We start from the raw sequence: 13517 nt of genomic DNA, 5'->3' as shown, positions 1-13517 counted from the left end.
CACGGCGGAGGGCGGCCGGCGCACGTGGCACGATCGGCCCGTGGGAGCGCGACGGGTGGTGTGCTGCGGGCTGACGACGATCGACGTCACGCAGGTGGTCGAGCGCGTGCCCGGACCTGACGAGAAGGTCGTGGCCGCCTCCCTCGCCGTCGAGGTCGGCGGACCGGCGGCGAACGCCGCCCGCACCGCCGCCGCCCTGGGGGCGCCGACGACGCTCGTGACCGCCCTCGGCACCGGCACGCTCTCGGACCTGGCGCGCGCCGAGCTCGCCGCGGCGGGCGTGACGGTCCTCGACCTTGCCGACGACGGCGCCCCTCCCCTCTCCACGGTCCTGGTGACCCGCGGCACGGGCGAGCGGGCCGTGGTCTCGACCAACGCCGTCGGGCGCCGGGTGGCCGCTCCCCCGCCGGACGCCCTCGACGGCGCCGGCGCGCTGCTCGTGGACGGTCACCTGCTCGCCGCGCAGACCGCGCTGGCCGCGGCCGCCCGGGCCCGCGGGACGACGGTGATCCTCGACGGCGGCTCGTGGAAGGACGGGCTGGAGGCCCTGCTGGCGGACGTCGACCTCGCGGTCCTCTCCGCGGACCTCGTGCCGCCCGGCCCGACCCGCGCGGCGGGGACGCCCGACGACGACGCCGTCCTCGGGGCGGTGGCCCGCCTCGGTCCGGCGCTCGTGGCACGCTCGCACGGCGGCGGCCCGGTCGCGGTGCTGCACGACGGCGTCCGCACGCAGCTGTCCGTGCCAGCCGTCGAAGTCGTGGACACGCTCGGCGCCGGGGACGTGCTGCACGGCGCGACCGCCGCGGCCCTCGCGGCCGGCGCGCCCTGGCTGGACGCCCTCGCGGAGGGCATCGAGGTCGCCAGCCGGTCGGTGCGGCACCCGGGGGCGCTCGGGTGGGCGGCTGCCGGGGCGCGGACCCGTTCGGCCCCGCCCGGGGGGAGCGGATAACGTCCGCCCCATGAGTCAGGCCCCCGGCAGCTCCCGGCGCGGCGTCGCGCCGTGGGTGCCGGCGGCGCTGGTGCTCACCCTCGTCGGCTGGGGCGGGAACCAGTTCACGCCGCTGATGCTCCTCTACCGCGACGCGCTCGGGCTCTCCTCGGTGACCGTCAACGCCGTCCTGGGTGTCTACGTCGTGGGCCTCGTCCCGGCGCTGCTGCTGGGCGGGCCGGCGTCGGACCGGCTCGGCCGACGCCCGGTCACCACCTGGGCCGTCCTCACGGCTCTTCTCGGATCCGCGATCATGGCCGCAGGCCCGTTGGGCCTGTGGCTGCTCTTCCCCGGGCGGTTCGTCACCGGGGTGTCGGTGGGGCTGGCCATGGCCGCCGCGACCAGCTGGGTCAAGGAGCTCTCCGCCCCGCCGTTCGACCACGCCGCCCCGGGCGCCGGCGCCCGGCGGTCGTCGGTCGCGCTCACGGCGGGGTTCGGGCTCGGCCCGGTCCTCACCGCGGCGATGGCCGAGTGGGCGCCCGCCCCCGAGGTGCTGCCGTACCTGCTGCACCTGGTGATCACGCTGCCCGGACTGCTGGTCCTGCGGGGCCTCCCGGAGCCCTCCCTGCTCAGCCCCCGGCGCGCGGCACCGCGCAGCATGGCGGCCCGCTCGGCCCGGTCGGTGCGCTTCCTGCGGGTCGTCGCCCCGGCCGCACCGTGGGTCTTCGGCGTCAACGCGGTCTCCTTCGCCGTCGTCCCGCTCGTCCTGTCCTCGGCGGTGGGCGGCCACGACCTGGCGTACGCGACCCTGCTGATCGCCCTGACCTTCGGGGCCGGGGTCGCCGTGCAGCCGCTCGCGCGGCGCCTCGACGACCGGGCGAGCGCACGGGCGCTGCTGGTGGCGCTCGGCGTCGTCGTCGTGGGGCTCGGGGTGACCACGCTGACCGCGGCGACGGCGAACCCGTGGCTGGGGATGGTGGGCTCGGTGGTCCTGGGCGCGTCGTACGGCATCAACCTGGTCTCCGGACTCCAGGAGGTGCAGCGCATCGCGGGCCCCGACGACCTCGGCGCCCTCACCGGGGTCTTCTACGCGCTTGGCTACGTCGGCTTCCTGATCCCCACGGTTCTCGCGCTGCTGGCCGGCTGGTTCGACCACGTGACGATGCTGGCGGCCCTGGTGGTGCTGGCGGGGGTGTGCCTCGCCGTCGTCGCGCGGTTCTCCCGGACGGGCCTGCCGGGTTCCTGATCAGCCCGCGCTGCCGGCGGTCAGGCGTCCCGCCAGTGCACCACGAGGTCGGCGCGGCGGCGCGTGCTCGCCACCAGCTCGGCGTTGCGCTGGTCCGACCCGCCTGCGAACGCCTCAGCGACCTCGGGCGGCCGGCCGTGCGCGAGGTGGCGGGCGAGCAGCCGGGCCCGCCGCGCGTCCTCGTCGACCGACACGTACCAGGTCTCGTCGAGGAGGCGGCGCAGCCGCTGCCACGGGTCCGTCGGGAGAAGCAGGTAGTTGCCCTCGGTGAGGACCACGGGGACGTCCGCCGGCACGGGTACGGCACTGCCGATCGGTTCCTCGAGGTGGCGGTCGAACAGCGGCGCGTAGACCGCCGGCGAATCGGGCCGCTGGACGCGGATGCGCCGGACGAGAGCGACGTAGCCGTCGGCGTCGAACGTGTCGGGCGCTCCCTTGCGGTCCGCCCGGCCGAGCCGCTCGAGCTCCGCCTGGGCGAGGTGGTACCCGTCCATCCCGACGACCGCCGAGGCGGTGCCGGCGCTCCCGAGCGCCTCCGCGAGCAGGGACGCCAGCGTGGACTTCCCGGCGCCGGGCGCCCCGACGATGCCGATGAGCGCGCGACCGTGCCGCTCGGGCCCGCCGGCGGCGCGCACCCGCTGGACGCGCTCGAGCAGGGCGTCCAGGTGGCCCGGCCCGGCGTGCACCGACCCCTGGCTCATGCCCGGCGCTGCGCCCGCGCGGACGCGTAGAGGCACACCGTGGCCGCCGTGGCGAGGTTGAGGGACTCGGCCAGGCCGTGGATCGGCACTCGCACGGCGGCGTCGCACAGGGCGCGCTCCTCCTCGGCGAGACCGTGGGCCTCGTTGCCGAAGACCCAGACGGTCGGCCCGGTCAGGTCCGGGGCGACCAGGGCGGTCGCGCTCAGCTCGTCCTCGGCCACCGGCAGGCCGGGCAGCCCTGCACGGTCCTGCAGGTCGTCGAGGTCCCACTCCCCCGCGCCGTCGGCTGCGAGGACGACCGGGCCGGACATGCCGCGCAGCGACGCCAGCACGGACGCCAGGTCGTGGCCCGTGACCACCGGCAGGTGGAACAGCGAGCCGGCGGTGGAGCGAACGACCTTGGGGTTGGTCAGCTCCACGCTGCCGGCGGCGAGGACGACGGCGTCCGCGCCCGCGGCGTCGGCGGCGCGGATGACGGCGCCGGCGTTCCCCGGGTCGTTCACCCGGGCCAGCACGGCGACGAGCCGGGGACCGGCACCGTCGCGGAGGGCCTGGAGGTCGGCGAGGGCGGGGGTCGTCGTCGGACCCTGCTCGTCGAGGACGGCGAGGACGCCCTGGGCGTCCTCGCTCATCGCGTGGAGGACCTCGGGCGTGGCGGTGTGGACGTAGCAGCCGCCGGCCAGGGCGGCCTCGACGATCTCCGGGTGGCGCCCCGCGGCCTCTGCGGTCAGGTAGACGTCGCGCACCTGGGCCGGCACGTGACGGACGGCCTCGCGCACCCCCTGCGGTCCCTCCACCACGAACTGGTGGTGCCGGGAACGCGCCGAGCGCCCGGACAGCCGGCTGACCCGTCGTACCCGCTCGGCGCGGGGGTTGGTCAGCTCGGTGTCCGGGCGCTCGGTCATGGCTTCATCCTGCCGGGGCAGGCGGCGCCGTCGGCTCAGGCAGCCGGGGCGTTGACGTCCGCCGGCAGGGCCTCGCGGGCGGTGGCGACAAGCGCGTTGAACGCGGCGATGTCGGTCACGGCCAGCTCGGCGAGCATGCGGCGGTCCACCTCGACGCCAGCGGCCTTGAGGCCCTGGACGAAGCGGTTGTAGGTCATGCCCTCCGCGCGGACCGCAGCGTTGATGCGCTGGATCCACAGCCGCCGGAAGTCACCCTTGCGGGCGCGACGGTCGCGGTAGGAGTAGGTCATCGAGTGAGTGACCTGCTCCTTCGCCTTGCGGTAGAGGCGCGAGCGCTGGCCGCGGTAGCCGCTGGCGCGCTCGAGGGTCGTACGGCGCTTCTTCTGGGCGTTGACCGCCCGCTTGACGCGTGCCACGTCAGTCTCCTAACAGTTTGGGGCGGCGTTACTTGCCGAGCAGCTTCTTGATCGTCCGGACGTCGGCGGGCGCGACGGCCTGGTCCTGCGAGAGGCGGCGGGTCCGCTTGCTCGACTTGTGCTCGAGCAGGTGGCGCTTGTTGGCCTGCTCGCGCATCAGCTTCCCGCTGCCGGTGACCCGGAAGCGCTTCTTGGCACCGGAGTGCGTCTTGTTCTTCGGCATGTCCGTCCCTCTGTCGTCCGCGCCGCCTCGACGGCACAGATCTGTCCTGCCCTGGACCCGGTGGGGCCCAGGGCGTCTTGCACGTTTCGTGACCGTCAGGCGGTCTCGGTGGCCGTCCCGGTCCCGGGAGCCTCGGCCGGAGCGCCGGCGTCGGCGGTCGCGGCACCCTCGTGCCGCTCGGCCTTCTTCGCGGCCCGCTCCTCCTCGCGCTTCTTGCGCTGCTCGACCATGGCCTCGGCCTTCTTCTTGTGCGGACCGATGACCATCGTCATGTTGCGCCCGTCGAGGCGCGGGGAGGACTCGACCGAGCCCAGGTCGGAGACGTCCTCGGCCAGACGCTGCAGCAGTCGCATGCCCATCTCGGGACGGGACTGCTCGCGGCCGCGGAACATGATCATGACCTTGACCTTGTCGCCACCCTTGAGGAACCGCACCACGTGACCCTTCTTGGTCTCGTAGTCGTGCGGGTCGATCTTCAGGCGGAACCGGATCTCCTTGAGGACGGTGTTCGCCTGGTTGCGACGGGCGTCGCGCTCCTTGATCGCCGACTCGTACTTGAACTTGCCGAAGTCCATGAGCTTGGCGACGGGCGGGTGCGCGTCCGGCGCGACCTCGACCAGGTCGAGGTCAGCCTCCTGCGCCAGGCGCAGGGCGTCCTCGACCCGGACAACGCCGACCTGCTCTCCTGCGGGGCCGACGAGCCGGACCTCGGGAACGCGGATCCGGTCGTTGATGCGGGGCTCGCTGATGCTGTGCTCCTCTACGTCGTCGCTCGCGACCGCCGTAGGACGAAGAAGGCCTCCGTCGTGCGGTCGCACGCGGAGGCCTCGAGGTCTGTGCCGCACGTGGTCGCCAGAGGCGGCCCCGTACGGGCACGGCCGAGGGCGAGCCCTCGGCGACCTGAACCCGGCCTCTGTGCCGCCTGACGGCGGTGCGAGACCAAGGTGGGAGAATCTCCGCTTGCGCACCAGGGACTGCTCCCTGGTCGGTCAGTGGAAAAGACTAGCACGGGCGACGACCACGGTCCCGGTGTCGCGCGCGTGGTGCGGGCCACAGCACGGGACGACGGCGGGACGCGGCTCCGGCCTTCCGTCGGCCCCGCCCGCCGGTCAGGCGTGCTTGCCGCCCGCCGGCCTGGCCTCCTGCGCCGCGGGCAGCATCTGCTCGAGCTCCTCGAGCCACGCGTCGGCCTTGCTGTCCGACGGCGCCCGCCACTCCCCGCGCGGCGACAGCGCCCCGCCGGCCATGACCTTGGGGCCGTTGGGCAGCGCCGTCCGCTTGAACTGGGCGAAGCCGAAGAACCTCTTGAGGAAGACCTCGAGCCACCGGCGGATCTCGGTGAGGTCGTACGCGAAGTGGGCGTCCTCCGGGAAGCCGGGCGGCCACGTCCCGGCCTCCGCGTCCCGCCAGGCGTGGTGGGCGAGGAAGGCGATCTTGCTCGGCCGGAACCCGTGACGCAGCACGTAGAACAGGGTGAAGTCGTGGAGGTTGTACGGCCCGATCGAGGCCTCGGTGCTCTGCACCTCCTCGTCCTCGCCCGCGGGGACGAGCTCGGGCGTGATCCTCGTGTCCAGCACGGACTGGAGGACGGCGGCGGCGTGCTCGTCGACCTCGCCGGAGGCGATGACCCACCGGACGAGGTGCTGGATGAGCGTCTTGGGCACCCCGGTGTTGACGGCGTAGTGCGACATCTGGTCGCCGACGCCGTAGGTGCACCAGCCGAGGGCCATCTCCGAGAGGTCGCCGGTGCCGACGACGATCCCGTTGTTCGCGTTCGCCAGCCGGAAGAGGTAGTCCGTGCGCAGCCCGGCCTGGACGTTCTCGAAGGTGACGTCGTAGACCGGCTCCCCCTGGGCGAAGGGGTGGCCCATCTTCTCGAGCATCTCGCGCGCCGCGGGCCGGATGTCGATCTCCTCGAAGGTGATACCGAGGGCCTCCCCGAGCGCGTGGGCGTTGGACTTCGTGTGCTCGCTCGTGGCGAAGCCCGGGAGGGTGTACCCCAGGATGTCCGTGCGCGGGCGGCCGAGCCGGTCCATCGCGCGCGCCGCCACCAGGAGCGCGTGCGTGGAGTCCAGGCCGCCCGAGACGCCGATGACCAGCTTCGGCTCGCCGATGTACCGCATCCGCTGCTCGAGCGCGGAGACCTGGATGTTGAAGGCCTCGTAGCAGTCGAGGGCGAGGCGGTCCGGGTCGTCCGGCACGAACGGGAAGCGGTCGACGTGGCGCCGCAGGCCGACGTCGGTGCGCGGGGCGTCCAGGGCGAAGGGCACCGCCCGGAAGGCGTCGGTCCGGGCGGCGTGGGTGCGGCGGTTGTCGTCGAAGGTGCCCATGCGCATGCGCTCCTGCCGCAGCAGGTCGACGTCGACGTCGGCCACGGCCCGTCGCGGCCCGTCGGGGAAGCGCTCGGTCTCCGCGAGGAGCACGCCGTTCTCGTAGATCATCGTCTGCCCGTCCCAGGACAGGTCGTTGCTCGACTCGCCCTGGCCGGCCGCCGCGTAGACGTAGGCGGCCAGGCAGCGGGAGGAGGCCGAGCGGCACAGCAGGTGCCGGTCCTCGGCGCGCCCCACCGTGATGGGGCTGCCGGAGATGTTGACCAGCACGGTCGCACCGGCCAGGGCGGCCTCGGCGCTCGGCGGCACCGGGACCCACATGTCCTCGCAGACCTCGACGTGCACGACGAACCCCGGCACGTCGACCGCCTCGAAGAGCAGCTCGGTGCCGAACGGGACCGAGACATCGCCGAGGACGAGGACCTGCTCGCGCACGTCGTCGCCGGGTGCGAAGTGCCGGCGCTCGTAGAACTCCCGGTAGGTCGGCACCAGTGACTTCGGCACGACGCCGAGCACCTCGCCGCGGTGGATGACGACCGCCGTGTTGTACACACGGTTGCGGTGACGCAGCGGTGCGCCGACGACCAGGACGGGCAGCAGGTCCGCGCTCGCCCGGGCGATCTCGCCCACCGCCTCCACCACACCGTCCAGGACGGCGTCCTGGAGGAAGAGGTCGTCGATGCTGTAGCCGCTCAGGCACAGCTCGGGGAAGACGGCAAGCGCGACGGCGTCGTCGTGGCACGCCCGCGCCTGCTCGATCACGGCCTCCGCGTTGCGGCGCGGGTCGGCGATCGCGATCGGGATCGTGCAGGCGGCGGTGCGGACGAAGCCGTGGTCGTAGGCGGAGTCGAAGCTCCGGGTGCGTGCGGATGTCATGCGGCCGAGTCTGTCAGGGCGCGGCGCTCCCCCGCCTCCCGAGCACGTGCGCGACACGCACGTGCCCGGCCGGGCACGGGGTCAGGCGACCTGGGTGGGCGCGAGCTCGAGAGAGTCGACGCGCTCGCGGAGCACCGGGTGCTCCGACAGGGCGCGGCTGGTGCGCGCCACGACGTCCCGCAGCTGCTCCGGCCCCAGGCCGGCCCGGACGGCGACGACGACCCGCAGCTCGGCGGTGCCGCCGCGCTCGAGCCGGACGCCGAGGAGCTCGGTGATGCCGCGCAGGGCGTCCACGGCCACCCCCGGGAGCTCGGGGTCGGCCCAGGACGGCGTCCACGGCAGCTGCTGGGCGAGCGCCCACACGGCGGGGCGCGGGACGAGGACGGTGACGTCGCTGCCGGGGTCGAGGACGAGCAGCGAGTCGCTCTCCTGCACCGCGGACAGCGCGGCGCGGGTGGCCTCGACCGGCACCGGCCGGGAGCCGGGGTTCCAGGCCTGCATCGCCGCCACGGAGGAGAAGACCGGCAGGGCGGAGCGGCCGTCGGGCGCGCGCACGGAGACCATGGCCGCGGACGCCATGGCGTCGCCGCTGCGGTCCCCGGTGCGGAACTTGTCCGCCGCGTGCGGGGCGACGTTGCCGTCGGCGTCCGTGCCGGGGTGCTCGTGGGCCACCACCGGCACGATGACGCGGCCGGTCCGCATCGCCTCGACCACGGCGACCACGCGTGCGCCGTCGTCCTCCTGGGCGAGGGCGGCCGCCATAGCGGGCTGGACCCGACCGTCGTCGCCGGAGAAGGGGTTCGGCTTGAGCGCCCGGCCGGCCCAGGGCTGCCCGGCGGAGTCGGTCAGCGGGAGCCCGTGGCCGTGCCCGGCGTGGCCGCCCTGCTGCGGGCCGTGGCCGTGGCCTTGGCCGTCGTGCTGCGTGCTCACGGCCGTCCCGCGACGTCGAGCGCCTGGGAGAGGGTGAACGCGCCGGCGTACAGCGCCTTGCCGACGATGGCGCCCTCGAGCCCCACCTCGGTCAGGCCGCGCAGGGTCTCGATGTCGTGGAGGTTCGCCACGCCGCCGGAGGCGACGACCGGGGCGTCCGTGCGGGCGCACACCTGCCGGAGCAGCTCGACGTTGGGGCCGCGCAGGGTGCCGTCCTTGGTGACGTCGGTGACGACGTAGCGGGCGCACCCGTCGGACTCGAGGCGGTCGAGCACCTCCCACAGGTCACCGCCCTCCTTGGTCCAGCCGCGGGCGGCGAGCGTCGTGCCGCGCACGTCGAGGCCGACGGCGATGCGGTCGCCGTGGCGGGCGATGGCCCGCGAGGTCCACTCGGGGTTCTCCAGGGCCGCGGTGCCGAGGTTGACCCGGCGCGCGCCGGAGTCGAGGGCGCGCTCGAGGGAGTCGTCGTCGCGGATGCCGCCCGAGAGCTCGACCTTCACGTCCAGCTCGGCCACGATCCGCGCGAGGAGGTCGTGGTTCGAGCCCCGCCCGAACGCGGCGTCGAGGTCGACGAGGTGGATCCACTCCGCGCCCTCCTCCACCCAGGCGGCGGCGGCCTCGGCCGGGTCGCCGTAGGCGGTCTCGGACCCGGCCTCGCCCTGGAAGAGGCGGACGGCCTGCCCCTCCACGACGTCGACGGCGGGCAGCAGCTCCAGGCGCGGTGCGCTCATGTGACTCTCTTCCTCAGCGGCCCAGGGAGTTGACCCAGTTGCGCAGCAGCTGGGCACCTGCGTCGCCGGACTTCTCGGGGTGGAACTGTGTGGCGCTCAGCGCGCCGTTCTCGACGGCGGCCACGAACGGCACGCCGTGCTCGGCCCACGTCACCAGGGGCGGCTCCAGCGGGGAGTCGCCGCCCAGGGCCGCGGCCGGGTCGGTCTGCACGGCGTAGGAGTGGACGAAGTAGAACCGCTCGTCCGCGACGCCGTCGAAGAGGACCGACCCCTCCGGGGCGCGGACCGGGGACCAGCCCATGTGGGGCACGACGGGGGCGTCGAGCCTGACCACCTCGCCCGGCCACTGGTCCAGGCCGGGCGTGCGCACGCCGTGCTCGTCGCCCGCGGTGAACATCACCTGCAGGCCGACGCAGATGCCCAGCACGGGGCGTCCGCCCGCGAGACGGCGCTCGATCAGCTGGTCGCCGCGCACGGCGCGCAGCTGCTCCATGACGGCGGCGAAGGCGCCCACCCCGGGCACGACGAGGCCGTCCGCCTCGGCGACGGCCGCGGGGTCCGCGGTGAGCTCGACGTCGGCGCCCACCCGCTCGAGCGCGCGCACGGCGGAGCGGACGTTCCCCGAGCCGTAGTCCAGGACGACGACGCGGCGGCTCACGGCTTCCTCCGGCGCAGGCCCCGGCCGAACATGCGGGCGGCCTTCCACCGCGGCAGGGTGCCGGAGCGCTGGTGGCCCTTGACGGCGTCGGGGCGGGTGCGGCCGAGGATGAGGTCCTCGATCACCTGGTCCGCGCCGGCGAGGATCAGGCCCGCCGGGACGTCACCCTCGGGCTCGCCGGAGGTGTACCGCCTCGCGCTGACCTGCCCCGACAGGCCCGCCTCGATGCCGACGTCGGTGGCGAGGTCGGCCACCAGGAGCACGACGCCCGCCCGTGAGAGCCGCGAGAGGTTCTTCGCGAGGTCCTCGGCCTCGGGCGGGAAGCCGCCGTCCTCCCCGCCGAGCAGCTGGGAGATGTCCCAGTCGTCGGCGGGCGCCTTCGGGGCGACCTCGAGCGCGGCGACCGCGCCGGAGGAGGAGGGCACAACGTCGACGTCGATGCCCGCCATGGCGCACAGACCGGCCAGGGCGGGCGCGGACGCCACGGGGGTCAGCACGAGGGCGAGCTTGCCGGGGACCGTCGGGGCGGCGGTCGGGACCGCCACGTCGGGGTCGCCGGCCGGCACGCCGTCGTCGGCGGCGTCGCCCGGTGAGGGAGCAGCGCCGCCGTCGGCCCCGGCGTCGGCCCCGGCGTCGGCCCCGGCGTGGCCGGCCGCGGCGTCGCCGGCTCCGGCGTCGGTGGCGGACGCGCGGTCCGGGCCGCCTGCCGACCGGTCGTGGCCCTCGGCCTCGGGGACGTCGTCGAGGGCGCGCAGCATCCGCTCGACGTCGGCCTCGGTCAGCGGGGCGTCATCGCCGCGTGGGTCGCCGGGACTGGTCACAGAGCTCCCTTCGTGGAGGGCACGCCCTCGACGCGCGGGTCGAGGGCGACAGCGGCGCGCAGGGCGCGCGCGAGGGCCTTGAACTGGGCCTCGACGATGTGGTGCGGGTCGCGGCCGGACAGCACGCGCACGTGGAGGCAGATGCCGGCGTGGTGCGCGATGGACTCCAGGACGTGACGCGTCAGCGAGCCGGTGAAGTGGCCGCCGATCAGGTGGTACTCCTGCCCGGCGGGCTCGCCGGAGTGCACGAGGTAGGGGCGGCCGGAGACGTCCACGACCGCCTGCGCGAGGGCCTCGTCGAGCGGCACCAGGGCGTCGCCGAACCGGGCGATGCCCTTCTTGTCCCCGAGCGCCTGGCGCAGGGCCTGGCCGAGGCTGATCGCGACGTCCTCGACCGTGTGGTGCGCGTCGATGTGGGTGTCGCCGGTCGCCTGGACGGTGAGGTCGATGAGCGAGTGCTTGCCCAGCGCGGTGAGCATGTGGTCGTAGAACGGCACGGTCGTGGAGATGTCCGTCCGCCCGCTCCCGTCGAGGTCGATCTCGACGACGACGTCGGACTCCGACGTCGTGCGCGCCACGCGCGCCGTCCGCCGCCCGGTCTGCGTCTGCACTGCCTGCGTCTGCACGGTCACCAGCCCAGCACCTCCTCCAGCGCCGCCCGGAAGGCGGCCGTCTCCTGCGGCGTCCCGACGGACACGCGCAACCAGCCCTCGGGCCCGACCTCTCGGATCAGGACGCCGCGTTCCAGCAGACCATTCCACACCTCATGGCGGTCGGGGAAAAGTCCGAACAGGACGAAGTTGGCGTCCGAGTCCGCCACGCGCAGCCCGTGGCCGCGCAGCCACTCCACCAGCGCGTCACGCTCGGCACGCAGCGAGGCGACCTGGCTCATCAGCTCGTCCCGGTGGCTCAGGGCGGCGAGCGCCGCGGCCTGGGTCACGGCGGAGAGGTGGTAGGGCAGGCGCACCACGCGCAGGTGATCCACCAGGGCCGGCGTCGCCGCGAGGTAGCCGAGCCGCAGCCCCGCCATGCCGAAGGCCTTGGACATCGTGCGGGAGACGGCCAGGTGGGGGTGGCGGGCCAGCAGGGTCAGGGCGCTGGAGACGCCCTCCCGGCGGAACTCGCCGTAGGCCTCGTCGACCACGACGACGGCGGCCGTGGGGGTGCCGTCGGCCGTGCGAGGGCCGGCCGTCGCGGCCGCCTCGCAGATCGCCTCGACGGCCTCCAGCGGCAGCGCGGTGCCGGTGGGGTTGTTGGGGCTGGCCAGGAGGATGACCGCGGGCCGGTGCTCCGTGATCTGCTGGCGCGCGTGGTCCAGGTCGAGGGTGAAGTCCTCCTCGCGGCGGCCGGCGACCCACTCGGTGAGGGTGTCGCGGGCGTACTCGGGGTACATCGAGTACGTGGGTGCGAAGGAGAGCACCTTGCGGCCCGGCCCGCCGAAGGCCTGGAGCAGGTGGAGCATGACCTCGTTGGAGCCGTTGGCGGCCCATATCTGCTGTGCGGCGAGGGAGACCCCGGACTCGACGCGCAGATACTCGGCCAGCTCGGCGCGCAGCTCGTGGAAGTCCCGGTCGGGGTAGCGGTTGAGCCCGTGCGCAGCCTTGGCCACGGCGTCCGCGATGTCCGCGACGACCGCCTCCGACGGCGGGTACGGGTTCTCGTTGACGTTGAGCAGGACGGGGACGTCAAGCTGCGGCGCGCCGTAGGGCTCGAGGCCCTCCAGGCCCGGGCGCAGCGGCAGGCGGACCTGCGCGGTGGGGGTCTCGGCGGGGGTGGTCACGGAGGGAAGTCTAGGCCGCGCCCGCACGCGGGCCGCGTCCGCGTCCGGCCGGGGAGACGTGGGGTGAGCACCGCCACGCCGATCGCGGTCAGGCCCGCCGTTGGCCGACGGCGAAGATGCGCCGGAACGGGAGCGGGACCCCCATCGGCGCGCGTGGGTAGGCGGCCGCGAGCGCGGCGCCGTACCGGTCGAGGAGGTCGGCCTCGCGCGCCGGGCCGAGCCGACCGAGCACCGGCCGCAACCCGGTGCCGCGCATCCACTCGAGGACGGGGGCGTCGAGCTCGCCCGCCGGGTCGAGCAGGTGGAGATACGTGGTCTCCCAGGCGTCGACGGCGCACCCGGCCGCGTGCAGCGCCGCGGCGTAGCCGGCCGGGTCCTGCGCCTCGTCGCCCAGCAGGAGCTGCGTCAGCTCCGGCCCCTCGGGGAGCCGCTCGACGAGGCCCCGCAGGAGCGTGTGGCTCGGGGCGCCGGCGTTGCCGGGCACCTGGAGGGCGAACCAGCCCCCGGGCGCGAGGTTCTCCACCCAGCCGGGCAGGAGCTCCAGGTGCCCAGGCACCCACTGGAGCACCGCGTTGGTGACGACGACGTCCGGCCGGCCGGGCGCCTGCCAGTCCCTGATGTCGGCCCCCACCCAATCGATGCGCCCGTCCGGGTCGGAGCGGCGGGCGCGCTCGAGCATCTGCGGCGAGGAGTCGACGCCGAGGACACGGGCCCGCGGCCAGCGGGCGGCGAGCGGGCGGGTGGAGGCGCCGGTGCCGCACCCGAGGTCGACGACCAGCGCGGGGTCGTTCGCTCCCACCCGGGCGAGCAGGATCTGGACCGGCCGGGCGCGGTGCGCGGCGAACCGGTCGTAGGCCGTGGCGTCCCAGCTGGTGCGCGCGTCCGTCTGCCTCGTCATGGCGTCATGCTGGCGCATCCGGCTGCCTCGCGCCCGGCACGGACCGCCACCGACGGGCGTCGGCCGCGACGCCG

General features: G+C 74.9%; 15 protein-coding genes. 2 read left to right on the top strand and 13 right to left on the bottom strand.

Features of this window, described 5'->3' with window-relative positions; genetic code table 11:
- Nucleotides 1-40 precede the first annotated feature (40 nt).
- Both ABD774_RS06045 and ABD774_RS06040 read left to right on the top strand, forming a co-directional pair.
- Nucleotides 41-949, top strand: a complete 909-nt coding sequence (locus ABD774_RS06045) for a PfkB family carbohydrate kinase (protein WP_345038768.1) — start codon at nucleotides 41-43, stop codon at nucleotides 947-949.
- A 10-nt stretch (nucleotides 950-959) separates the two neighbouring features.
- A complete protein-coding gene (locus ABD774_RS06040) occupies nucleotides 960-2174 on the top strand; it encodes an MFS transporter (protein WP_345038766.1) in 1215 nt (404 codons plus the stop codon).
- A 20-nt stretch (nucleotides 2175-2194) separates the two neighbouring features.
- Here ABD774_RS06040 and ABD774_RS06035 read toward each other — a convergent pair whose 3' ends face one another.
- From ABD774_RS06035 to ABD774_RS05975, 13 genes are all read right to left on the bottom strand, one after another.
- Nucleotides 2195-2875, bottom strand: a complete 681-nt coding sequence (locus ABD774_RS06035; RefSeq protein ID WP_345038763.1) for a nucleoside/nucleotide kinase family protein — start codon at nucleotides 2873-2875, stop codon at nucleotides 2195-2197.
- Complete coding sequence (locus ABD774_RS06030; RefSeq protein ID WP_345038761.1) at nucleotides 2872-3780, bottom strand: TrmH family RNA methyltransferase; 909 nt, start codon at nucleotides 3778-3780, stop codon at nucleotides 2872-2874. Before ABD774_RS06030 ends, ABD774_RS06035 begins: the two co-directional genes overlap by 4 nt.
- A gap of 35 nt (nucleotides 3781-3815) precedes the next feature.
- Nucleotides 3816-4196: a 50S ribosomal protein L20 gene (gene rplT, locus ABD774_RS06025; RefSeq protein WP_248259291.1), complete on the bottom strand. Its 381-nt coding sequence runs from the start codon at nucleotides 4194-4196 to the stop codon at nucleotides 3816-3818.
- Nucleotides 4197-4224: 28 nt separating this feature from the next.
- Nucleotides 4225-4419 carry a 50S ribosomal protein L35 gene (gene rpmI, locus ABD774_RS06020; RefSeq protein ID WP_248259292.1) on the bottom strand — a complete coding sequence of 65 codons (195 nt, stop codon included), beginning with the start codon at nucleotides 4417-4419 and terminating at the stop codon, nucleotides 4225-4227.
- A gap of 95 nt (nucleotides 4420-4514) precedes the next feature.
- A complete protein-coding gene (gene infC / locus ABD774_RS06015) occupies nucleotides 4515-5237 on the bottom strand; it encodes a translation initiation factor IF-3 (RefSeq protein ID WP_425554481.1) in 723 nt (240 codons plus the stop codon).
- 291 nt (nucleotides 5238-5528) lie between these two features.
- Nucleotides 5529-7625: an NAD(+) synthase gene (locus ABD774_RS06010; RefSeq protein ID WP_345038756.1), complete on the bottom strand. Its 2097-nt coding sequence runs from the start codon at nucleotides 7623-7625 to the stop codon at nucleotides 5529-5531.
- Between the two features lie 81 nt (nucleotides 7626-7706).
- The gene (locus ABD774_RS06005; RefSeq protein ID WP_345038754.1) at nucleotides 7707-8555 is read right to left on the bottom strand and encodes an SseB family protein; all 849 of its coding nucleotides are present in this window, start codon (nucleotides 8553-8555) and stop codon (nucleotides 7707-7709) included.
- Nucleotides 8552-9286 (bottom strand): bifunctional 1-(5-phosphoribosyl)-5-((5-phosphoribosylamino)methylideneamino)imidazole-4-carboxamide isomerase/phosphoribosylanthranilate isomerase PriA, encoded by a 735-nt coding sequence (gene priA / locus ABD774_RS06000; RefSeq protein ID WP_345038752.1) that lies wholly within the window; start codon nucleotides 9284-9286, stop codon nucleotides 8552-8554. Before priA ends, ABD774_RS06005 begins: the two co-directional genes overlap by 4 nt.
- Nucleotides 9287-9299: 13 nt before the next feature.
- Nucleotides 9300-9944: an imidazole glycerol phosphate synthase subunit HisH gene (gene hisH / locus ABD774_RS05995; RefSeq protein ID WP_345038751.1), complete on the bottom strand. Its 645-nt coding sequence runs from the start codon at nucleotides 9942-9944 to the stop codon at nucleotides 9300-9302.
- The gene (locus tag ABD774_RS05990; protein WP_345038750.1) at nucleotides 9941-10765 is read right to left on the bottom strand and encodes a hypothetical protein; all 825 of its coding nucleotides are present in this window, start codon (nucleotides 10763-10765) and stop codon (nucleotides 9941-9943) included. Before ABD774_RS05990 ends, hisH begins: the two co-directional genes overlap by 4 nt.
- A complete protein-coding gene (gene hisB / locus ABD774_RS05985) occupies nucleotides 10762-11397 on the bottom strand; it encodes an imidazoleglycerol-phosphate dehydratase HisB (RefSeq protein ID WP_345038748.1) in 636 nt (211 codons plus the stop codon). The genes ABD774_RS05990 and hisB overlap by 4 nt, the downstream gene beginning before the upstream one ends.
- Entirely contained in the window at nucleotides 11394-12545 is a 1152-nt protein-coding gene (locus ABD774_RS05980) for a histidinol-phosphate transaminase (RefSeq protein ID WP_345038746.1), read from the bottom strand. Before ABD774_RS05980 ends, hisB begins: the two co-directional genes overlap by 4 nt.
- A gap of 88 nt (nucleotides 12546-12633) precedes the next feature.
- Nucleotides 12634-13461: a methyltransferase domain-containing protein gene (locus ABD774_RS05975; RefSeq protein WP_345038744.1), complete on the bottom strand. Its 828-nt coding sequence runs from the start codon at nucleotides 13459-13461 to the stop codon at nucleotides 12634-12636.
- Nucleotides 13462-13517 lie beyond the last annotated feature (56 nt).

Source organism: Georgenia daeguensis, assembly GCF_039537705.1.
GTDB lineage: Bacteria > Actinomycetota > Actinomycetes > Actinomycetales > Actinomycetaceae > Georgenia > Georgenia daeguensis.
Note: the sequence above shows the minus strand (reverse complement) of the source record. Positions and strands in the feature narration are given on the sequence as shown.

Bases quoted from the DNA above. Each gene is read 5' to 3' on its own strand.
- ABD774_RS06040 (WP_345038766.1), top strand. From the start codon at position 960: ATGAGTCAGGCCCCCGGCAGCTCCCGGCGCGGCGTCGCGCCGTGGGTG.
- ABD774_RS06035 (WP_345038763.1), bottom strand. From the start codon at position 2,875: ATGAGCCAGGGGTCGGTGCACGCCGGGCCGGGCCACCTGGACGCCCTG.
- ABD774_RS06030 (WP_345038761.1), bottom strand. From the start codon at position 3,780: ATGACCGAGCGCCCGGACACCGAGCTGACCAACCCCCGCGCCGAGCGG.
- rpmI (WP_248259292.1), bottom strand. From the start codon at position 4,419: ATGCCGAAGAACAAGACGCACTCCGGTGCCAAGAAGCGCTTCCGGGTC.
- ABD774_RS06010 (WP_345038756.1), bottom strand. From the start codon at position 7,625: ATGACATCCGCACGCACCCGGAGCTTCGACTCCGCCTACGACCACGGC.
- priA (WP_345038752.1), bottom strand. From the start codon at position 9,286: ATGAGCGCACCGCGCCTGGAGCTGCTGCCCGCCGTCGACGTCGTGGAG.
- ABD774_RS05975 (WP_345038744.1), bottom strand. From the start codon at position 13,461: ATGCGCCAGCATGACGCCATGACGAGGCAGACGGACGCGCGCACCAGC.